Origin of the sequence: Thauera sp. 27, from assembly GCF_000310125.2 — a bacterium.
GTDB classification, from domain to species: domain Bacteria; phylum Pseudomonadota; class Gammaproteobacteria; order Burkholderiales; family Rhodocyclaceae; genus Thauera; species Thauera mechernichensis.
In genome coordinates, this window is record NZ_AMXB01000015.1 from 79,325 (window position 1) to 99,740 (window position 20,416).

Sequence of the window (20,416 nt, forward strand, 5' to 3'; positions counted from 1 at the left end):
GAGACCATGGCCGGCGGCCGCGCGAACGGCTTCAAGCGCCTGTCTCGGCGTCGGCGCTGCGTGGCCGCAGGCTCTCGGGCAGGTCAAGGTTGTGCGGCGGTGGGCCGGCGTCGGCCCCCTGTTCGATCCGGTACAGCCACGCCAGCAGCTCGGCTACGGCAATGTAGAGCTGGGGCGGGATGCGCGCGTCAAGGTCCACCTGCATGAGCAGGCTCACCAGCTCGGGGGATTCATGCACGAATACCCCGGCCTCGCGTGCGCGGTCGATGATCTCCTGCGCCAGCACGCCCTTGCCCTTGGCGACCACGCGCGGCGCCGTCTCGCCGGCCGTGTAGGCAAGGGCGACGGCTTCGTTGCGGGTGGCGGGGCGGGCGTCAGTCATGGCTTGGCTCGACGATCAGGCCCGACAACCTCAGGTCCACCGCTTCCAGCGCCGAAGCCAGGGCTGCGGCACCGGCGTCGAGTGCCACGAGGGTGTCGGCCTCGTCTGCGCGCAGGCGCAGGGCCACCTGCTTCCCGCTCAGGTGCAACTGGGCCTCCACTCCGCCGAGCCGGGGCAGGGTCAGCCGCAAGGTGCTGTCCCAGCCGTGGGCGGTCTCCTCTTCGGCGCTGCCGTCATCCCGCGCGGGGTCCTCGATTCGCCATTCCACCGCCTGGCCCGGCCATGCCTGGCCATGCCATACATACTGCTGGGTGGCCAGGGCGTCGAGCTGCTGATGGACGATGGGGATCAGACGTTCCGGTATGGGCGCGGTGCGCACGGGCGTGGCCTCATCGGCCAGGGCAGCGCCGCGAGCTTGGGCTGCGCGTTCGCTGCCTTCGGCAGCAGCGGGCTGACCGGACTGCGCACCACTCTTCGGGCTGGCGACGCCCTGATGCACCGCTTGCCCGGTCGCGGCCTGGGACGCACCCTGCGCGGTGGAACGCGTCTGTGCCTGCCCCTGCGGCTCGCTCGTCAGGCTGGCCGTGTCGCGTCTGCCGAGCACCCAGTCGGCCTGGTGGGATTCGTAGAACAGCCCGCTCTGTCCCAAGGCCTGGCGCAGCAGCGGCGCCAGTTGGGCGCCGTTGGCGGGCGGGGCGGCAAGCAGGGGCTGGTTGGCGGCAAGGCTTGCCGGCTGCGCTGCCGGTTGGCCGGTGAGCAGGAAGCTGATCAGGCGCCCGGTCTGGCTCAGTGCCGGTTGGGCCGATGCCGTGACGGTTGCCGCCGCCTCCTGGCCGACGATGCGTGCGAACACCGCACGCGGCGTCACTTGCGATACCTCGAGCTCCAGTGTGTCGCCCGACTTGGCTGCGGTGTTGAGCGCCAGCGTCATCTGCTGGCCGGCGACCAGCGCACGGAAGGTGCCGTCCGGCAGCGTGCGCTGAAGGGTTGCGAAAAAACGCTGCCCCGGCACCAGCTCGGGCAACTGCGACTGGATCTCGCGTGCGCGCTGCAGGCCCGGTACGGGCGGCTCGGAGTTGAAGAAGCTCGCTTCGTTGAGCAGCCGCAGGCGGGCGGCGAGGTCAGCGGGGATCATGGCGGGAGGGGCCTGGTTCGAGTGCGCTGCGCCCTTCAGCCGCCATAGGCATTGCGTACCGCACGGCCTTTGACCGAACTGGACAGCAGCTTGCGCGTGCTCTCGAGTGCCGGTTCGGCATGCAGGCGAATGCCGTGGTCGAGTTCCAGAATCTGCTTGATCACGATCTCGATCTCAGCCGCCTGGTCCGGGGAAGGCGGCTGCAGGGCCGGCGCCGCCGCTACACGCAGCGCACCGGACTGGCGCACGAGCTCGGCCAACTCATCCCATTCGCCTGCCTCGGCGGCAAGCGCCATGCGCCGGTAGAGTTCAAGCAGGGTGCGAGCGTTCTCCAGCGTAAGCATGGCTGTTATCCGCTCCTATCCCTGAACCTGCGACTCGATCGCCGCCCACGCTTCGCGCAGGCTGCCAAGCAGCCCGATGACCTCTTCGATCGCCGCCTGGTTGTTGTGCAGGTTACCGTGCAGCAGGCGATCGGCCATGTACTCATAAAGGGCGTCGAGACGCTCCGCCAACTCGCCGCCAGCCTCGATGTCGAGACTGACCTTGAGGCCATTCATGATGATGTCGATGGCTTTGGAAATGGACTTGCCCTTGGTCGGGATGTCCTTGTTCTGCATCGCCACCGTCGCGGTGCCCAGTGCCAGAAGGGCGCCGTCGTACAGCATCAGGATGAGCTTGTGCGGGGAAGCCGACTCGACGCTGGTCTGATTGCCGACGCGGGCATAGGCCGAGGCGCGATTGGGGTAGGAAGTACCAAACATGGAGATCTTGCTCCGATTGCTAGGATCGCCCGATGGACGGCAGGTTGGCCAGTTGCTGCATGAGGTAGGTGCTGGTCTGGGTCAGGCCATTGAGTAGTGTGTCGAGGGTGGAATACTGCTTACGATAACGCTCTTCCATCTTCGCCAGGCGAGCCTCCATCGTGTCGTACTGCGTCGTCAGCGACTTGATGGTGGAGTTGATGCCCTCGGTGCGGCTGTTGATCAGCCCGTCGCGGGCAATGAGTCCGTCGAGCTGGGCACTGAAGCTTGAGGCAAAACCCTTTACGCCGTCCTTGCCGGTGAAAAAGGCCGCAACGTCCTTGCTCGTATCGTTGAGTGCGGCGGTAAACTTGGTGCTGTCGAGCGCGAGCTTGCCGTCCTTGTCGAAGCTGATGCCGACCTGAGACAGCGAATTCGCACCCGTCAGGCCAGTGATCGAGGCGCCCAGTGCGTTGCGCAACTGACTCTGGATGTTGCGTGCAGTGGAGTCGCCCGTGAGTGTGGCGCCGGTCTTGTTATCGGGGTTGTAAGCGGTCAGGCTGGCCAGGGTACTCGCTACATCGTTGTAGGCCTTGACGAAAGCTTCGACGGCAGTTTTTGCCGCGCTTTGGTCCTCGCTCACCGAGAGGGTCCCGCTCAGGCTTGCGGCCGGCGCGACCGGCTCCTTGGTGAGTGTGAGCGTCACGTTGTCGATGACGTCGGTGATCGTGTTCTTGCCGCGCGTGACTTCGATGCCATCGACGCGGATGCGCGCATCCTGCGCCGCTTGTACCGAGTACATCTTGTCGGCTGGCAGGGGTGTTGCGGCCGGGTCAAAGCTCAGATCCTCGAGCCCGTCCTCGCCCGTCAGCTTGAACGCCATGTTGGCGCCCGTGGCGGTACCGCTCAAGACAAGCTGCTTGGCCGTGCCGTTGTTGATGATGTTGGCCTTGACGCCGAGCGCCGCGTTGCCGTTGATGGCATCGCGCAGTTCTTCCAGTGTGCTGCCTTCGAAGTCCAGGCTGGCAGTGCGAGGGGGACTGTCGCTCGTGAAGGACTTGCCCGAGCCAGCGTCCGTGACGGTACCGAACTCGATGGTGAGTTTGCCTGCCGCGGGGGTGAAGCTGCCGCCCACGGGGGTCGAAACGCGCTGGATCTTGGCCATCTGCAACACGTCAACCGCATAGCTCGCGTTTGCGGCGCCCGCACCGGAACTGGCGGTGAAGCCGGCGTCGCCGGCCACACTGGCCTTGGTGGCAGAGAACTTGGTTGCGGTCTTGAGCCCGTCGGTGGCGGTCTGCAGGGACGACAATGCGCCCTTGATCTGGCCGAAGGCGGACAACTTGGCCTGCTGGCTCGCCTCGCGCTGTGCCAGCAGGGTCAGGGGGCGGCTTTCCACCGACATCAAGCCGCGCACGATCGAGTTGATGTCGATGATCGAACCACCGCTCGTGATCGTTGCCATGTCGGAACCTCCTGTCTGCTGTTCGGGTCAGGCCTTCTGTTCGACCAGCAGGCCCTGCAATTTATCCAGCGCCTTGGCGATGGAAATGATCTCCTCGGAAGGGATCTGGCGGATCACTTCGTCGGTGCTGGCATCGACGACCTTGACGATCGTTCTGCCGGTGTCTTCGTCGATAGAGAAAAGCAAGTCGCGTGCCACAGGCGAAATCGCTTTGCGGACTTCGTCCATTGCCTGCTCGACCTGCTCGAGCGAACTGGGCTTCTGCGCTGCGGCGGCGTCTTCGGCCGCGGTGCGCTTGCTCTGTTCTGTACGGGCACCGGCGGCGGCTGCACCTGTTTTTGCCGTGCTGCTTGAATCCGTAGCGGCGGCCCGTTCGGCCGACGGACTGCGGGCGCTGGATGTGGTCTGGAGCAGGTTTTCGGTCTGAACCGAGGTATTCACCGAAGAGATGTTCATTGTGGTCACCCTCATGGTGTAACGGCGCGGGGCCCTTGCGAACCCCGCGCCGTGCCAAGCAACTTAGCCTACACCGCTTACCGGAGCAGCGAAAGCACGTTCTGCGGCAGGGCGTTGGCCTGGGACAGCATCGCCGTGCCAGCCTGCTGCAGGATCTGCGCGCGGGTCAGGTTGGCGGTCTCCGATGCAAAGTCGGTGTCGCGGATACGGCTGCGGGAGGCCGACATGTTCTCGGCACTGGTCTGCAGGTTGGCGATCGTGGTCTCGAAGCGCGACTGCAGGGCGCCGAACTTGGCTCGCTGACCATTGACTGCCGCCAGGGCAGAGTCGACGATCTTGAGCGCCTTGGTCGCATTGTCGAAGGTGGTGACATCCAGCGAGGCGACGGACTGAAGGCTGGAACTAACCGCCGCTGAAGTCAGGACCGAGTTCACAGTTCCGGTCGCCGTGAAGGACTTTTCGGAGTTGAGTGAGACTGTGCCGGTGAGGCCGATGTTGACGTCGGCAGCGCCTGTTGCCACCAAGTCGCCTGCGCCAAAGGAAACGGTGCCTGCATTGACATTGCCAACGACCGTGTTTCGGAGAAAGATGTCGTTGCCGCTGTCGTTGGTCATCACGAGCTGGCCGTTTGAATTGATGGAGGCAGTGACGCCGGTCTTGCCGGAGACATCATTGATTGCAGATACGGCGTTGGCTAAGTTGTCAGCACCTGTGGTGCCGCCAATGGTGAATGAGACGCGTACGGTTTCCGTGGCGGCATTGTCTGCAACGATGTCGAACGAATAGGCGCCGGCTGCGCTGAAGGTCGCTGTGCCTTCGGTGCGTGCTGTTGCCGTCACGCCGGTCTTGCTGCTCACTGTATTGACCTGATCGGCGACCGTCTTGGCGCTGGAGCCTGCAGCGACGTTGATCGCACCGCTGGCGCCTAGGTTGCCGAAGATCTGCAGGGTGGCGTCGGCCACGCGAACGCCAGTTTTCCCTGCCACCTGTGCATCGGTTCTCGTACCCGTGATTGACGCAGCAACGGTTGTGCTGGCCACGTTGTTGTTGCCATAGTTGGAGGTGCGGAAGTTGCCGGTGGAGGCAGTGATGGTCTGGTTTGCATTGGCGCCGACCTGAAAGTTGGCGGTGCCGAAGGTGCCATCCAGAATCTTCAGACCGTTGAACTCAGTAGTTCGCGAGATGCGGTCGAGTTCGGCAGTCAGTTGAGACACCTCAGCCTGAATTGCTTGGCGGTCGGATGATGCATTGGACGCGTTAGCAGACTGCACCGCCAACTCGCGGATTCGCTGGAGGACGTCACCGGAAGACTGCAGTGCGCCCTCGGCCGTCTGTGCCAGCGAGATGCCATCGTTGGCATTGCGGCGAGCCTGATCGAGGCCGCGAATCTGCGAGGTGAAGCGTTCCGCAATCGCGAGACCGGCCGCGTCATCCTTGGCGCTGTTGATGCGCAGGCCGGAGGACAGGCGTTGCAGGGACGTGGCGAGAGAATTGCCACTGGTGCTGAGCTGACGCTGAGCGTTCAGGGACGCGACGTTGGTGTTGATAACTTGTGCCATGATCGACTCCTTTAGGTTTCGAATTTCGATTAACCCGGCCGATTCGCGCCTTGAGTCAGCGACTGCTGCGTGATCTCCGTGCCGTTGTTTGCTGTAACGGTCGAAGGTGGGAAATCTTTAGGACATTTTCTCGTGCTGGATCTCGGAGGACACGATCGACTTGCCCCACTCATCCAAAATGGCGACAGCCCTCTCCGGCCACGTGGCTGGACAGGGCTGCCTGATTTTACTTCGTGAGTCGTGGCAACTTAGCCTTGCAGGAGTGAAAGCACGTTTTGAGGCAGGGCGTTGGCCTGGGACAACATCGCCGTGCCGGCCTGCTGCAGGATCTGCGCGCGGGTCAGGTTGGCGGTTTCCGATGCAAAGTCGGTGTCGCGGATACGGCTGCGCGAAGCCGACAGATTCTCTGCACTTATCTGCAGGTTGGCGATCGTGGTCTCGAAGCGCGACTGCAGGGCGCCGAACTTGGCTCGCTGACCATTGACTGCCGCCAGGGCAGAGTCGACGATCTTGAGCGCCTTGGTCGCATTGTCGAAGGTGGTGACATCCAGCGAGGCGACGGACTGAAGGCTGGAACTAACCGCCGCTGAAGTCAGGACCGAGTTCACAGTTCCGGTCGCCGTGAAGGACTTTTCGGAGTTGAGTGAGACTGTGCCGGTGAGGCCGATGTTGACGTCGGCAGCGCCTGTTGCCACCAAGTCGCCTGCGCCAAAGGAAACGGTGCCTGCATTGACATTGCCAACGACCGTGTTACGGAGAAAGATGTCGTTGCCGCTGTCGTTGGTCATCACGAGCTGGCCGTTTGAATTGATGGAGGCAGTGACGCCGGTCTTGCCGGAGACATCATTGATTGCAGATACGGCGTTGGCTAAGTTGTCAGCACCTGTGGTGCCGCCAATGGTGAATGAGACGCGTACGGTTTCCGTGGCGGCATTGTCTGCAACGATGTCGAACGAATAGGCGCCGGCTGCGCTGAAGGTCGCTGTGCCTTCGGTGCGTGCTGTTGCCGTCACGCCGGTCTTGCTGCTCACTGTATTGACCTGATCGGCGACCGTCTTGGCGCTGGAGCCTGCAGCGACGTTGATCGCACCGCTGGCGCCTAGGTTGCCGAAGATCTGCAGGGTGGCGTCGGCCACGCGAACGCCAGTTTTCCCTGCCACCTGTGCATCGGTTCTCGTACCCGTGATTGACGCAGCAACGGTTGTGCTGGCCACGTTGTTGTTGCCATAGTTGGAGGTGCGGAAGTTGCCGGTGGAGGCAGTGATGGTCTGGTTTGCATTGGCGCCGACCTGAAAGTTGGCGGTGCCGAAGGTGCCGTCGAGAAGTTTGAGTCCGTTGAATTCAGTGGTGCGTGCGATGCGGTCGAGTTCGGCAGTCAGTTGAGCTACCTCAGCCTGAATCGCTTGGCGATCGGAGGGAGCGTTTGATGCGTTGGCGGACTGCACTGCAAGTTCCCTGATCCGCTGAAGGGTGGTGCTAGCGGATTCGAGCGCTCCTTCGGCCGTCTGTGCGAGAGAAATCCCGTCGTTTGCGTTGCGGCGCGCCTGATCCTGGCCGCGGATCTGCGAGGTCATGCGTTCCGAGATCGCCAGGCCCGCGGCGTCGTCCTTGGCGCTGTTGATGCGCAGACCCGAGGACAGGCGCTGCAGCGAGGTGGCGAGCGAGCCGGCCGAGGTGTTCAGGTTGCGCTGCGCGTTGAGCGAAGCGATGTTGGTGTTGATGACTTGAGCCATGATTGATCTCCGAGGGTGTCCGTTGCGTCTGCAGTACGGCCAGCGTTGTCGGAATGCCAGGTCCGGGGTAGAGCGTGGTCGTGCTTGACCGGCTCTCAGCGAATTCCGTGCCAGGTGGTCAAAGCGGATTCTATGGGGCCGGATCGGCGATCAAAGGCCGGAAAATGCCGGTAAATCAGCGGCTATTCGGCAAAGCTTGCCGGTTTTGTCATGGTCACTGCGCATAGTTTGCCGCCTGCCCGTGCCGCGCTGCCGGTTGCCGGCAGGCAGCGGAGTGTGCATGGCAGGCGGTTCAGCGTGACCACACCCTGACCGACCCGTCAGAGAAACCGGCGATGATGCTGCGGCTGCGGAGGTCGTGTGCGACCGCGGTCGTGGTCAGGCCGCTGCTGCGCACCGCGGAGGGTGCGTCGGCCTGCCAGTGCCTGACGAGTGTGCCGGCGCTTACGTTCCACTCCTGGATCCGGCCTGCGGGCAGGCCGGCGAGCAGGGTGAGGCCGTCGGGCGCGAAGCGCGCACTGACGATGGAGGTTCGGTCATGACCGATCGCGCTGACCGCCTGGTTGCGCTGCAGGTTCCAGACCATGCCCTTGCCGTGATAGCGGCCGACGAAGAGCAGGCTGCCGTCCGCGGACAGCGCCAGTGTCGAGATGCCGCTGGCAAACTTGTGTGCGAGCAGCGTGCTGCCGGTATCGAGGTCCCAGGCGCGCAGCATGCCGTCGTCGGCGCCGGTGATGCCGATGCGGCCGTCCGCGGTGATGGCCACCGCCTGTACGCCGTTGCCATGGCGAATGCGCGCAAGCGGCTCGTCGCGGGCGGTGTCGATGAGCAGCGCCGAGTTGTCCTGCAGGCCGACGAGCAGGCGCTGGCCGTTGCCCGAGACGGCGATCGACAGTACCGGAGCCTCCATCGCCCAGGTGCCGATGGCACGGCCGCTGGCGACGTCCCATAGCGCGAGTTGATGGCGCTCGGCGGTCGCTGCGAAGCGCCCTTCGGCCGAAAAGGCAGTCGCTACCAGCGCAGAGACCTGGTCCGGCTTGTGGTTCCAGTCGTAGAGGCGTGCGCCGTCAGCCGTGCGCCACAGGCTGCCACCGTGCTGCACCGCGCCGACCAGCACGTGTTCGGCATCCAGGCTGATGCTGAGCGAGAACACCCCCCCTTTTTCCGTGGTGCGCCACTCTCGCAGTGGGGTGTCGCTGCAGCCCGCGAGGGCCAATGCGAGGGACAGCAGCAGGGGGCGCACGGGAAGGATGTTCATCTTCATGGCGTCAGCGCCGCATTGCTGCGGGCTCGGGTTAGGGCATGAGCCAGGGAGGCGTCATGGTGCATGGCTGGCGTGAGGCGCCTCGATGCCCGAATCCTATCGCCTCACGGTGGGTCAGGCCAGCCTGGATACAGCATTGTCTGTGGCGGCGTCAGCCGCGAGCTTTTCTGGTCCCGACCCTGGCGGTGTCGCCTTCAACCCCTCGCGGCTGGCGCCGCTCCTACGGGGGAGGCGCGCCACGGTCTGCTGTGGGAGCGGCGCCAGCCGCGAGCTTTTCCTGTGCCCGGCGCGATGCCTGTTGTTGGCCGGAACCTTTGCCTACCGCGCCAGCGGCCCCGCAAGCAACGCACCCAGTGCCAGCCCCAGGCCCAGCGCTGTCAGCAGTGCAAAGAGCAGGGCGGCATGCCGGCGCAGCGCCTGCTCCAGTGCACTTGCAGGCGGCGGTGCGATCGCCTCGTCTCGCGTGTCTGCCGCGCTCGGAGCGCGCCAGCCATGGTCGGTGGCGATGCGACCGGCCAACTCAGTGAGTTGGCGTACGCACGCCTCTGCCACCCTGCGCAGTCCCTGCAGCAGGCCAAGCAGCGGCGTCAGCACGTCGCCGGCCGGCAGCGGCCAGGCGCGCAGGCGGCGGGCGGCGAACACGGCGAGTGCGCTGCCGGCGAGCACTGGCCACAGCAGCTCGGGCAGGTAGGCGGGGTCGGGCGGCAAACCCGCGGGCACCGGCACCCAGGGCAGCAGGATGAGGCCGGCCACACTCGCGCCGAGCACCAGCGCCCAGCCCAGCCATTGGGCGGCGGCCGGGGGCGCATGGTGGCCGTCGTCGGCTTGTTGCGCCAGCAGCCAGAGGTAGCGCGCGACCAGCGCTGTGGTGCCGGCCGCCGCCAGGCTCAGTACCAGCGGCAGGTGCTGCCACCACGCCGGGGTGACGAAGCCGCCCGCGAGCGCGGTCTTCAGGCTGATCTTGGCGGCCACGCCGCTCACCATCGGCCCGGCCAGCGCCAGCCCGGGCAGCGCCAGCGCCAGCCACAACGCCCGCCGGCGTATGCTGCCCGCGTGGGCCAGCGCGGGCGCGATGCCCACGCCGAGAAACAGCGCACCCTTGGCCAGGCCGTGATGCAGGGCGTAGAGCGCGATCGCGGGCGCCAGCGCGGGCCACAGCGCTGGCTGGTGCAGGCCGGCGCCCACGCCGACGGTGATCAGGCCCATCTGGCTGACGCTGGAGTAGGCGAGCACCGTCTTCGGTGTGCGTTGGTGGATGCCGATGGCCGCGGCGCCGAAGGCGGCAGCGAAGCCGAGCGTGATCAGGCCCAGGCCCCAGCCCGGCAGCGCGACCACCCCCAGCGGCAAGGTGACGAGCCAGCCCAGCAGCCCAGCCTTGATCATCGCCCCCGACAGCACTGCGCTCGCCGGTACCGGCGCCACCGGGTGAGCCAGCGGCAGCCACATATGCAACAGCGGTAGCCCGGCCTTGACGCCAAAACCGGCGACCAGGCAGGCGATCGTGAGGTCGCGCCGCGGCGAGGCCGCGATTGCGCCCGCCAGGTCGCTCAATAGCGGTGCCTGCGGCGCCGCGCTGGCGCTGGCCGCGAGCAACAGGCCAGCGATGATCAGGCCTTCACCGGCGACCGCCATTGCCAGATAAACCCGCCCGGCGTGCAGCGCCGCGCCACTGCGGTCGTGGATCACCAGGCCGTAGGCGGCAAAGCTCATCAATGCGAAGCTGGCATAGAAGCTCGCCAGGTCGTGGGCGAGGATGAGGCCGAAGTTGCCCGCCATCGTTGCCAGCCACAGCAGCCGGAAGCCACTCGCCCGCGCGTCGCCCGCCAGCGTGCCACGGCTGTAGAGGCCCGCGCCCAGCCACAGCAGGGCGGTGAAGGCGAGAAACACCCGCCGTGTTCCGTCCAGCGCCAGCACGGTGCCGAACAGCACCGCATCGAGCTGCACGCTCACCCCCTGCGCGCCGCCCAGCCCCAGCAACAACGCGGGCAGTGCTGCCCATGGCGTCCAGCATTCGATGCGGCAGCGCCAGCCGGGCACGCACCAGGCCAGCACCATCAGCAGTGGCAGGGTCGGGACCAGCACCAGGCCGAAAGCGTCGATTGCGCGCTCCATCAGCGGGCCTCCTCGACGGTAGCGGATGCCATCATCACAGACCGCGTGGCGGACCTCGCCGCGGCGATCACGGCAGGTACTCCCGCCCGACCACCACGGTCGCCCAGTACAGCGGGGAGTAGGGCAGGCTGGCGAACAGGCCTGCGACCACGCTGAAGGCGGCAGTCGCCAGCGTAGGCATCAGCAGCAGCGGGTGGGTGTCGTGGCATTGCCGGAAGCGCTCGTCCGGCCACGGCCCGCGCTGCGGGCGGAACCAGATGCGGTGCAGGATGGGCAGGAAGTAGGCGGCGTTGAGCAGGCTGCTTGCCACCAGCACGCCGATGACCCAGCCCATGCCGGCTTCGAGTGCGCCGAGGCCGAGATACCACTTGGTGACGAAGCCCGCCAGCGGCGGGACGCCGATCATGCCGAAGGCGCCGATGGTGAAGGCGATGCTGGTCGCGGGCATGCAGCGCCCGGCGCCGTCGAGCTCGTCCACGCGGTGTACGCCCAGGGTCTCGGCGTAGTTGCCGGCGCAAAAGAACAGGGTGATCTTCATCAGCCCCTGGTGCAGCAGGTGCACCAGCCCGCCGGCAGTGCCGAGCGGCCCGAACAGCGAGATGCCGAGCACGATGTAGGACACCTGACTGACGGTTGAGAACGCCAGCCGGCGCTTCAGGTCGGCCTGCGCCAGCGCGCGCAGCGAGCCGTACAGGATGGTGAAGCTGGCCAGCGCTGCCAGTGGCCCGAGCACGCCGAGCTGCCAGGCCAGCTCGATGCCGAACACGTCATACACCACGCGCACGATGCCGAAGGCCCCGGCCTTGACCACCGCAACCGCATGCAGCAGCGCGCTCACCGGTGCCGGCGCCACCATCGCCGTCGGCAGCCAGCCGTGGAGCGGGAAGATTGCGGCCTTCACGCCCAGGCCACCGACGAGCAGCGCAAAGATCAGCACCAGCTGCGGATCTGATACGGCCTCGAGCGCCGCCAGGCCCGCCCCGGCGCCGAAGGCCACGTCGCCCGCCAGCGCATGCAACAGGGCGATGCCGAGCAGCAGCACCGCGCCGCCGCCGAGCGTGTAGACGAGATAGGTGCGTCCGGCGGCAAGCGCCTTTGCGCTGCCGCGGTGCACGACCAGCGGGTAGGTCGACAGCGTCAGCAGTTCATAGAACAGGAAGAAGGTGAACAGGTTGCCGGCGAGCGCGATACCGACCGTGCTCGCCACGCACAGGCTGAAGAAACCGAAGAAGCGGCTGCGGTTGGGCGCGTTCTCAAGGTAGCCGATGGCGTAGATCGTGGTGAACAGCCACAACACCGAGGACAGGCCGGCGAACATGATGCCGAGGGCGTCGGCGCGCAGCACGAAGGCGACCCCGTCGACCAGGGTGTAGCGCAACTCGTAGCGTTCGCCTTCGAGCACGCCCAGCCCCATCCACACCACCAGCGCCAGCTTGGCCAGCGCCGCTGCCAGGTTGAGGCTGCTGCGCAGGCGGTGACGGTGCTCGGCGAGCACGAAGATGCCCACCGCCGCCAGCAGCGAGGTGGCGATCACCGCCAGCGGCAGCAAGGCGTGGAGGAGTGAGCTCGCGCCGCTCATGGCACGCCCGTAGCGAGTGGGCTGCCGATGCGCAGCCATTCCAGCGGCGCCTGTGCCACCAGGCCGAGCGCGATGCTGGCGCTGCCCAGCGCCAGCGCCGACAGCTCGAGCGCGAGCGGCGGCGAGGCGAAGCGGTCGCGCGCCGGGCCCTCGACGAAGGCGTGGCGGAACACCCGGAACACGTAGGCCGCGCTCAGCAGCCCGCCCCCCACCAGCACGATGATCCACACCCACTGCCCGCTCGCCAGCGCGCTTTGCAGCAGCAGCCACTTGGCGGTGAAGCCGGCGCTCGGCGGCAGGCCCATCAGGCTCACCCCTGCCAGACCGAAGCTCATCAGAGACAGCGGTCGGAAGCGGCTGATGCCGGTAAGGTCGGCGATGTGCGGACTGCCCACCGCCAGCACCAGGTTGCCGGCAGCGAGGAACATGCCGGCCTTGGCCAGCGCATGCGCGGCCAGCATCAGCAGCGTGCCGTCCCATGCCAGGCGCGCGGCGTCCATGTTCGCCACGCCGAAGAGCGGGAAGAACAGGAACAGGTAGCCGATCTGCGCCACCGTGGAGTAGGCCACCAGGTGCTTGAGGCGTGCCTGGCGCAGCGCCATCCAGCCGCCCCAGAACACCGCTGCGGCGCCCAGTGCGCCGAGTAGCCAACCGAGCGCGAGCGGGGTCAGCGCCGGGCCTGCCATGATCCACAGTCGCATCAGGATGTACAGCGAGGCCTTGATGACCAGCGCCGAGAGCAGCGCGCTGACCGGCGGCAGCGCCCCGCCGTGTGCGGGCGGCAGCCAGCCGTGGAGCGGGAACAGGGCGGTCTTGAGCAGCAGCCCGGCGCTCATCAGGCCGAGTGCGACCAGCGTGGTGAGACTGCCGGACTGTGCTACGCCAGCCTCGGCCATGAAGCCTGCAAGGTCCGCCAGCGCCAGGCTGCCCCAGGCGGCGTAGAGCAGGGCGACGCCGATCAGGTAGGCGAGCGAACCGAGCAGCGCTGCCAGCAGGTAGCGCATCGCCGCGGCCAGCGCGCCGGCCGAGCCCTTGAGCGCCACCAGGCCCACCGCCGCCAGGCCGAGCAACTCGAGGCCGACATAGAGGTTGAACAGGTCTGCCGACAGCCAGATGCCGTTGAGTGCCGCCCACATGAACCAGAACAGCGGCCAGAAGCCGTCCTCCACCGCCTCGCCGCGCAGGCCGAGTGCAGCGTGCAGCGCGCAGGGCAGGGCGACCGTCGCGGTCAGCACCACCATGCCTGCCGCCAGGCCGTCGGCCACCAGCGCAATGCCCAGCGGCGGCGCCCAGCCACCCAGCGCATGCGCCTGCGGCCCGTCGCCCACCACCGTGCGCAGCAGGCCGCAAGCCACGCCGGCAAGCAATACGGCCAGCGCCACCCCCAGCGGCCCGCGCCAGCGCAGCGGCAGCAGCGTGCTTGCCAGCGCGGCGGAGAGTGGCAGCATGACCAGGGCAGGCAGCAGGCTCACACGTCCTCCGGCAGCGTGCTCTCGCCGCTGACGCGATGCCAGCGGCGGAAGATGACGAGGGCGAGTGCGGTGGACGCGACCGCCACCACGATGCCGGTCAGCACGAGGGCTTGCGGTACCGGGTCGATGCCACGCCCGTCCTGTGCCAACCCCACCAGCAGCAGGAAGCTGCCGCTGCCCATGACGTTGAAGGCGAGCAGGCGGCGCAGCAGGTGGCGATGAATGATGAAGCCGAACAGGCCAAGCCCGCACAGCAGCACCCCGACCCAAGCGTATAGGGCGTCGGTGGCGAGCACTGTTGCGCTCATTCGCGGGTCCTCCGCCTGCGCTCGGGCAGACGCTCGACATCCGACTGCGGCGGCGCCAGCCGGAACAGCGACAGCAGCGCGAGCGCGATCGACAGCGTCAGCGCCAGCTCGATCGCCAGGATCAGGCCGCCGGCCCAATCCGCCGGGTAGTCGAGGAAGGCGCGCCCGCCGAGTGCCGTGCCGGCACCCACGGCCACGAATACCGCCGGGCCGAGCACCAGCAGCGCGCGCAACCGCCGGGCGCCGCCTTCTCCGGCGAAACCGCCCAGGCGCACGCCTGCCAGGCGCAGCAGCACACCCGCGGCGGCCAGCACCGCCGCCGCCTGGAAGGCGCCCCCTGGCCGCGTGCTGCCCGCCCAAAGCAGATAGGCGGCGACCAGCAGCATCAACGGCAACAGCCAGCTCATCACCGCACGCAGCAGCGGGTTGTCCAGGCCCATGCGGTCGGGGCCGTCGGGCTGGGCCTCGCGCAGCGCCAGCGCGACGACCACGGCGACGAGCAGCACGGCAACTTCGAGCAAGGTGTCGTAGCTGCGGAAATCGAGCAGGACCGCCGTGATCGGATGCGGCGCGCCGGCGTGCTCGATGCTGTGCGCGACGACTCGTGGCAGGTCCGTGCGCGCTTCGGGGCGCTCGATGACGGCGAGGGCAAGTGCGGCGCAGACCGCCAGGCTTGCGAGCGCTGCGAGCAGGATGAGCAGGTGCCGTTTCATGACCTCGTCTGCTCCTTGTCCGAGGTGTGCGCTGCGGGTGCGGAGGGTGGGGAGGGGCGTGGCCGCTCGAAGTGGCGGCGCAGGTAGCCGAGGGTGTCGAGCAGCAGCACGCCGGTGAGCCCGGCGCCGATCGCCGCCTCGGCGAGCGCGATGTCGGGTGCGCGCAGCCGAACCCAGGCCAGCGCCATGAGCAGGCCGAAGACGATGAACATGACGATGGCGCGGAACAGTTCGCGCGACAGGAGCGCACCCGCGGCACAGGCGATCAGGCCGAGGCCAAGGAGGAGATCGAAGGTGTTGGCCGGCAGCGCGCTCACCGCGGGTCTCCGCTTCGCTCGGGACGCTGGCGTGGCTGTCCGCGCCGCCAGGGCTCGACGCCGCGGCGGCGTGCCGCGCGCGCCACCAGGTAGCCCGCACAGGCGCTGGCGAGCAGGGCCAGGCCCCAGATCAGCAGCAGCTTGAGCGCGGCCGCCACCGAGCCGGCGCCGGGCAGCAGCCCGATCACGACCAGCCCCAGGCCGAGGTTGTCCGCCTTGGTCAGGGCGTGGATGCGGGTATAGACGTCGGGAAAACGCAGCACGCCGATCGAGCCGACGACGAAGAAGGCGACCCCGGCGCCGATCAGCAGGGACTGGAACAGTGCGACCGCCGTCATCCGCGTCGCCTCCCGGCTGTGCCTGCAGCGCGTTGCGGCTGCGCTGGGGCTGCTTCCGTGCGTGTGTCGCTCGGGTTTTCCGAACCGTCCGGCACTTGTTCATCGGGGTCCCAGACCCGGGCCACGAAAGCGAGGACTGCAAGTACCGCAAGCAGCGCCAACACCAGGGCTACATCGCGCAGCGCCGCCAGCCCGAGCGGGTCGGCGAGCAGGACCAGCATCGCCACGCCGGTCGTGCCCAGGAGTTGCGCTGCGAGCATGCGATCCGCGAAACCCGGCCCCTTCCAGACGCGCAGCAGGCCAAGGACCAGCGACAGCAGCAGCAGGAGGGAGAAGGTTTCGAGCAGGGTGTCCATGATGCGTGCCGCCCTCACTGCCTTGTTGCTGCGGGGGGTGTTGCCTCTCCCCTCGACTCAGGATCCGGTGCGATGCGAGCGAGCGTGAGGCCGAACAGGCGGGCAACCTGCGTCTCGGCCTGCCGTAGGTCGGCATCGACATCCAGCCCCGCGTCCAGGCAATGGATCTCCAGGCTGTTGCCATGGCGCCGCACACTCAGCGTGCCCGGCAGCAGGCTGATGACCAGCATCAGCCACCAGCAGGGCGCGCCCTCGGGAAGCCTCGTTGCCATGTTGAGCAAGCCGGGGTCGAGCGGTAGCGCCGGATGTAGCGTTCGTCGTGCCACGTCCCAGCCGGCACGCAGCGACTGCAGCAGGAAAAAGGCGGCGAAGCGCGGAATCCGGCGCGCGTGCAGGCGATGAGTCGCCGGTGGCGTCAGGCGCAAGCTCAGTGCGGCTGCCAGTGAGGCGGTGGCCAGCCCGAACAGCCACCCCTCGCCGCCGCTCAGCGTCCACCACAGCAGGAGCAGGGCAAGGGCACGAAAGCTGAAGGCCTGCAGCGAGTTGGGCATCGGCAATGAAGGAGGCTTGTCGTTCGGAATTCGTGGCAGCGTAGCCGAAGGCGGCACGACCCCGCAGTCAGGGCTTGCCCGGTGTTTACTGGCGGTTGCGGAACTGAAGCAGCAGGTCGCAGCTGAAGCCGCCTGCGAACCAGCGTGCGACGACCTGAGCGCCGCCTCCGAAGTGGAAGCGGAACTCGTCGGAAACCGCCTTGCGCTCCATCGCTTGCGGCGTGGCTGCGCCCAGGCGATGAGACAGCGTCTGCGCGAAACGTTCGCCATGGGCCTGGCAGGCCGCGATGCTGTCGAGCCGCGTTGCGCCGTCGGTGGGCAGGGCGAGGACTTCGTCGATACGGCCGTCGATGCCGGCCATCGCCATCACGGTCAGGGTGTGGTTCTCGACCTTCAACAACACGCTGATCTGGTCGCGTTCGTCACAACCCGGACCGATCTGTGCCGCGGCGGCGTCGAGTGGCAGGGTGCGGCGGGCGGCCGTGGTCAGGCGCGCGCCGAGCACGAGCGGCCCGATTCCGTTGGCGCGCAGGGGGGCGGTGGCGGCCATGGGGGCTTGAGTCTGGTAGCTGACCACGCCAGGCTCGTCACCCTGTGCACTCGCTCCACCGCCCAGCCCCACGCTGCACAGCAGCGCAAGGCGGGCGACCGCAGTGCCGGTGCAGCGCCCGCTCACTGCGCCTCGATCACGCCGCAGAACAGACGCGGACCGGCGCCGCCGATGGGCTGGCTGAGGTGGTCGTCGCGGTTCTCGTGGATGACCAGCGCAGCACCGTCCTCGTCGAGGATGCGCGCGCGCTCGCCAGCGCCAGTGAGGCTGGCGAGGGTGGTAAAGAACTCAGCCTCGACCGAGCCGTCCGCATGAACGAAGAGGTTGGGCAGGTCGCCCGCGTCCGGGCCTTCGGGGTTCATCAGCCCGTGAGGCTTGGCGTGCGGGTTGAGGTGCCCCTTGGAGGCGACGAAGCCCTTGTCCGGATCCTCGCAGGTGCCGACGCTGTGGATGTGGATGGCTTTCGGGCCCGGCGGCAGGCCCTTGGCCGCGACGTGGATGAGCACGCCGTGCGGGCCCTCGGTCAGCGTCGCGGCCCCGACCGCCTTGCCGTCACGGTCGATGATCGTGGCCGTGGCACGTTCGGCGGCCGTGGCTGGAGATGAGAGTATGGCGAGCGATGCGGTCAGCACGGACAGGGAGAGGGTCAGGGCAAGGGAACGGGTTGTGCGCATTTGCATATCTCCATCGAATAAAGGTTTCGTGGTCGGCCCGGCGCGTTCCGGGCCTGCAGCATGATAGGCGATTGCGCCGGCTGGCGCCGCCCGGTCGCAGGCCTTAACATCGACACCTTGACTGCAACGGAGACCCCCATGGCTTCATCCCCTGACAGCATCAGCATGGCGCTGTTCTGCGACTTCGAGAACGTGGCGCTGGGCGTGCGGGATGCCAACTACGAGAAGTTCGACATCAAGCGCGTGCTCGAGCGCCTGCTGCTCAAGGGCAGCATCGTGGTCAAGAAAGCCTATTGTGACTGGGACCGCTACAAGAGTTTCAAGGCGGCGATGCATGAGGCCAACTTCGAGCTGATCGAGATCCCGCACGTGCGCCAGTCAGGCAAGAATTCCGCAGACATCCGGCTCGTGGTCGACGCGCTCGACCTGTGCTACACCAAGTCGCATGTCGACACCTTCGTCATCATCAGCGGCGATTCGGACTTCTCACCGCTGGTGTCGAAGCTGCGCGAGAACGCCAAGCAGGTGATCGGCGTGGGGGTCAAGCAATCGACCTCTGATCTGCTCATCGCCAATTGCGACGAGTTCATCTTCTACGATGACCTCGTGCGTGACAGCCAGCGTGCTGCCGCCAAGCGCGATGCGCGCGACAGCGCGCCGGCGCCCAAGCGTTCGCCGGAGGAGGAAAAGCGGCGCAAGGACGAGATCGAGGGCCGGCGCAGGCAGGCGATCGACATTGCCGTCGAGACCTTCGAAGCCCTGCTCGCGGAGCGCGGCGAGAGCGGCAAGATCTGGGCATCGATGCTCAAGGAGGCGATCAAGCGCCGCAAGCCGGATTTCAACGAGAGTTACTTCGGTTTCCGTGCCTTCGGCAACCTGCTGGAGGAGGCACAGAGCCGTGGCCTGCTCGAACTGGGCCGCGACGAGAAGTCGGGCACCTATGTCAGCCGCCCGAGTGCGGCGGTGCTGAGCGCCGCTGCGGAGAACGAGGCCGCGCAGATGCAGGCAGCGACGACTGCCGAGGCGCAGCAGGCCAACGCAGAGGCGACAACCGAGGACAAGCCCGCCCAGGCCGGCAAGGCCTCGGCGCGCAGCGGGCGGCGGCGCGGGAGTGGCAGGGCGGCCGCACAGGCCGAGGGCAGGCCAGCTGCGCCGTCTGGCCGCGGGGGGGATGCCGGTGTGGTGCAGGTCGAGCACATGGCGCAAGCCGTTGCTGACGTAACGCAGGCGCCAGTGGTGAAGGAGGTGTCGCCACCTCCGGCCGCAGGGCAGGCGGCGACAGAGGGCAAGGTGGACCAGCCCGCTGCACTCGAAGCGGCTGCACCGCGCACCGAACCGAAGAAGCAGGCCCGCCGTGCCCGCAAGCAAAGCGATGCGCCTGCCGAGGCTGGCGTTGCCGCCGCGAGCGAGCGCCCTGCAGCTGACCTTGCGCCAGCCGTAGTGGAAGAGGCGCCGCGCAAAGGGCGCAAGCCCGCGGCGCGCGGCAAAGCCAAGACGGCCCAGGCGCCCGTGGCCGAGCTGGCTGCCGTCGATGCATCCACGCCGAAAGGGTCGGCAGGGAAGGTTTCTGACACCAAGACATCTGGTACCAAGGCACGGCGACCTGCGCGCGCTGCGGAGCAAGGCGATGCAACAACCAGTGCGGTAACCGGAGGCGAGCCTGTTGGTGAGCTCAGCGGTGAGGACAGCAACACCAGGCCTGCGGCCAAGACCGCCACACGCAGCCGCCGTCCGCGCAAGCCCAAGGCAGATGCTGCCGAGTGAGACTTGCCGCGCCTCAGGTGCGGGCGCAGCTGGCTCGCGTTGCGCACCGGGCGCGGTGGCCTGACTGAGGAAGGACGCATGCACGTGAGCGGTCGAGTCATCGCGCATTCCCGGGCCGACGGACTGCCGTCGTGGCCCTATCCGCGCTGGATCGCGCACCGCGGTGCGGGCCGCCTGGCGCCGGAGAACACGCTCGCCGCCTTTGCGCTCGGTCATGCCCATGGCTATCGCATGTTCGAGTGCGATGTGCGCCTGAGCGCAGATGGCGTGCCCTTTCTGCTCCATGACGACCGGCTCGAGCGCACGACCGACGGCCGTGGCGAGGCGCTCGGGCATGACTGGGCGGCGCTCGCGCGCCTTGACGCCGGCGCCTGGCATGCGCCGCGGCATGCCGGCGAGCGCTTGGCCACGCTCGAGGCTGTGGTGGCGTTCTGCCATGCCCATGGCTGCGCGCTCAACGTCGAGCTCAAGCCTGCACCGGGCGACGAGCTGCGCACCGCGCGCGTCGTCGGCGCGCAGCTGGCGCTGATCTGGCGGGGCACGCCTGCGCCCTTGCTGTCCTCCTTCAGCGTCATCGCCCTCGAGGCCGCGGCTGTCACTGCACCCGCGCTGCCGCGCGGGCTCCTGCTCGAACGCTTCTGCGGCGATTGGCTGGCCACCGCGCAGCGTCTGGGTTGCGTGGCCGTGATCGGCGAGCAGTCGGCGTGGAATGCGCAGTGGGCGACGCAGGCACGCGCCGCGGGCTTACGCATGCTGGCCTACACGGTGAATACCGATGAAGACGCGGAGCGCTTGCTTGGCCTGGGCCTCGACGGGCTGATCACCGACCGGGTTGACCATTTCTCACCGGATGGGGCGCCGGGGCAGTGCCTGCAGTAGGGGGCCGGTTACCGAAGAGCTCGCGGCTGGCGCCGCTCCCGCACCGCGCCCCGCCGTAGGAGCGGC

At 67.6% G+C, this 20,416-nt stretch carries 22 protein-coding genes; 2 read left to right on the forward strand and 20 right to left on the reverse strand.

From position 1 onward, the window contains the following. Nucleotides 1-31 precede the first annotated feature (31 nt). The 20 genes from B447_RS10190 to B447_RS10285 all read right to left on the reverse strand — a co-directional run bounded on the left by B447_RS10190 (nucleotide 32) and on the right by B447_RS10285 (nucleotide 17,707). Nucleotides 32-382 carry an EscU/YscU/HrcU family type III secretion system export apparatus switch protein gene (locus B447_RS10190; protein WP_002924132.1) on the reverse strand — a complete coding sequence of 117 codons (351 nt, stop codon included), beginning with the start codon at nucleotides 380-382 and terminating at the stop codon, nucleotides 32-34. Next, nucleotides 375-1,517, reverse strand: a complete 1,143-nt coding sequence (locus B447_RS10195) for a flagellar hook-length control protein FliK (RefSeq protein WP_002939397.1) — start codon at nucleotides 1,515-1,517, stop codon at nucleotides 375-377. The genes B447_RS10190 and B447_RS10195 overlap by 8 nt, the downstream gene beginning before the upstream one ends. A gap of 35 nt (nucleotides 1,518-1,552) precedes the next feature. Further along, nucleotides 1,553-1,861: a flagellar protein FliT gene (locus B447_RS10200; RefSeq protein ID WP_002924134.1), complete on the reverse strand. Its 309-nt coding sequence runs from the start codon at nucleotides 1,859-1,861 to the stop codon at nucleotides 1,553-1,555. Between the two features lie 15 nt (nucleotides 1,862-1,876). Next, a complete protein-coding gene (fliS, locus tag B447_RS10205; RefSeq protein WP_002924137.1) occupies nucleotides 1,877-2,281 on the reverse strand; it encodes a flagellar export chaperone FliS in 405 nt (134 codons plus the stop codon). Between the two features lie 19 nt (nucleotides 2,282-2,300). After that, nucleotides 2,301-3,725 (reverse strand): flagellar filament capping protein FliD, encoded by a 1,425-nt coding sequence (fliD, locus tag B447_RS10210; RefSeq protein ID WP_002939401.1) that lies wholly within the window; start codon nucleotides 3,723-3,725, stop codon nucleotides 2,301-2,303. Nucleotides 3,726-3,752: 27 nt separating this feature from the next. After that, nucleotides 3,753-4,181 carry a flagellar protein FlaG gene (locus tag B447_RS10215; protein ID WP_002939403.1) on the reverse strand — a complete coding sequence of 143 codons (429 nt, stop codon included), beginning with the start codon at nucleotides 4,179-4,181 and terminating at the stop codon, nucleotides 3,753-3,755. A 77-nt stretch (nucleotides 4,182-4,258) separates the two neighbouring features. Continuing rightward, nucleotides 4,259-5,740 (reverse strand): flagellin N-terminal helical domain-containing protein, encoded by a 1,482-nt coding sequence (locus tag B447_RS10220; RefSeq protein WP_002939406.1) that lies wholly within the window; start codon nucleotides 5,738-5,740, stop codon nucleotides 4,259-4,261. A gap of 248 nt (nucleotides 5,741-5,988) precedes the next feature. Further along, a complete protein-coding gene (locus B447_RS10225) occupies nucleotides 5,989-7,473 on the reverse strand; it encodes a flagellin N-terminal helical domain-containing protein (RefSeq protein ID WP_002939409.1) in 1,485 nt (494 codons plus the stop codon). A gap of 292 nt (nucleotides 7,474-7,765) precedes the next feature. After that, complete coding sequence (locus tag B447_RS10230) at nucleotides 7,766-8,737, reverse strand: WD40 repeat domain-containing protein (RefSeq protein ID WP_002939411.1); 972 nt, start codon at nucleotides 8,735-8,737, stop codon at nucleotides 7,766-7,768. 318 nt (nucleotides 8,738-9,055) lie between these two features. Continuing rightward, a complete protein-coding gene (locus B447_RS10235; protein WP_002939412.1) occupies nucleotides 9,056-10,849 on the reverse strand; it encodes a complex I subunit 5 family protein in 1,794 nt (597 codons plus the stop codon). 67 nt (nucleotides 10,850-10,916) lie between these two features. Further along, the gene (locus tag B447_RS10240) at nucleotides 10,917-12,428 is read right to left on the reverse strand and encodes a proton-conducting transporter transmembrane domain-containing protein (protein ID WP_037982659.1); all 1,512 of its coding nucleotides are present in this window, start codon (nucleotides 12,426-12,428) and stop codon (nucleotides 10,917-10,919) included. Continuing rightward, entirely contained in the window at nucleotides 12,425-13,900 is a 1,476-nt protein-coding gene (locus B447_RS10245) for a complex I subunit 5 family protein (RefSeq protein WP_002939421.1), read from the reverse strand. The genes B447_RS10240 and B447_RS10245 overlap by 4 nt, the downstream gene beginning before the upstream one ends. Continuing rightward, nucleotides 13,897-14,208, reverse strand: coding sequence for a Na+/H+ antiporter subunit C (locus tag B447_RS10250; protein ID WP_002933572.1), 312 nt, complete (start codon nucleotides 14,206-14,208; stop codon nucleotides 13,897-13,899). The genes B447_RS10245 and B447_RS10250 overlap by 4 nt, the downstream gene beginning before the upstream one ends. After that, entirely contained in the window at nucleotides 14,205-14,921 is a 717-nt protein-coding gene (locus tag B447_RS10255) for an MnhB domain-containing protein (RefSeq protein WP_002939423.1), read from the reverse strand. Before B447_RS10255 ends, B447_RS10250 begins: the two co-directional genes overlap by 4 nt. Then, nucleotides 14,918-15,238: a Na(+)/H(+) antiporter subunit B gene (locus tag B447_RS10260; RefSeq protein ID WP_002939424.1), complete on the reverse strand. Its 321-nt coding sequence runs from the start codon at nucleotides 15,236-15,238 to the stop codon at nucleotides 14,918-14,920. Before B447_RS10260 ends, B447_RS10255 begins: the two co-directional genes overlap by 4 nt. Continuing rightward, a complete protein-coding gene (mnhG, locus tag B447_RS10265) occupies nucleotides 15,235-15,576 on the reverse strand; it encodes a monovalent cation/H(+) antiporter subunit G (RefSeq protein ID WP_002933590.1) in 342 nt (113 codons plus the stop codon). The genes B447_RS10260 and mnhG overlap by 4 nt, the downstream gene beginning before the upstream one ends. Next, nucleotides 15,573-15,932, reverse strand: a complete 360-nt coding sequence (locus tag B447_RS10270; protein WP_232431605.1) for a monovalent cation/H+ antiporter complex subunit F — start codon at nucleotides 15,930-15,932, stop codon at nucleotides 15,573-15,575. Before B447_RS10270 ends, mnhG begins: the two co-directional genes overlap by 4 nt. 14 nt (nucleotides 15,933-15,946) lie before the next feature. Continuing rightward, entirely contained in the window at nucleotides 15,947-16,483 is a 537-nt protein-coding gene (locus B447_RS10275) for a Na+/H+ antiporter subunit E (protein ID WP_002939433.1), read from the reverse strand. 85 nt (nucleotides 16,484-16,568) lie between these two features. Continuing rightward, nucleotides 16,569-17,159, reverse strand: a complete 591-nt coding sequence (locus tag B447_RS10280) for a hypothetical protein (RefSeq protein ID WP_002939434.1) — start codon at nucleotides 17,157-17,159, stop codon at nucleotides 16,569-16,571. Next, complete coding sequence (locus B447_RS10285; RefSeq protein WP_002939436.1) at nucleotides 17,156-17,707, reverse strand: superoxide dismutase family protein; 552 nt, start codon at nucleotides 17,705-17,707, stop codon at nucleotides 17,156-17,158. The genes B447_RS10280 and B447_RS10285 overlap by 4 nt, the downstream gene beginning before the upstream one ends. Nucleotides 17,708-17,845: 138 nt before the next feature. On the opposite strand from B447_RS10285, the gene B447_RS10290 reads away from it, so the two are divergent. Both B447_RS10290 and ugpQ read left to right on the forward strand, forming a co-directional pair. Continuing rightward, the gene (locus B447_RS10290; RefSeq protein WP_002939446.1) at nucleotides 17,846-19,471 is read left to right on the forward strand and encodes an NYN domain-containing protein; all 1,626 of its coding nucleotides are present in this window, start codon (nucleotides 17,846-17,848) and stop codon (nucleotides 19,469-19,471) included. 78 nt (nucleotides 19,472-19,549) lie between these two features. Beyond that, nucleotides 19,550-20,350 (forward strand): glycerophosphodiester phosphodiesterase, encoded by an 801-nt coding sequence (gene ugpQ / locus B447_RS10295; protein ID WP_002939448.1) that lies wholly within the window; start codon nucleotides 19,550-19,552, stop codon nucleotides 20,348-20,350. The last annotated feature ends 66 nt before the right edge of the window (nucleotides 20,351-20,416 follow it).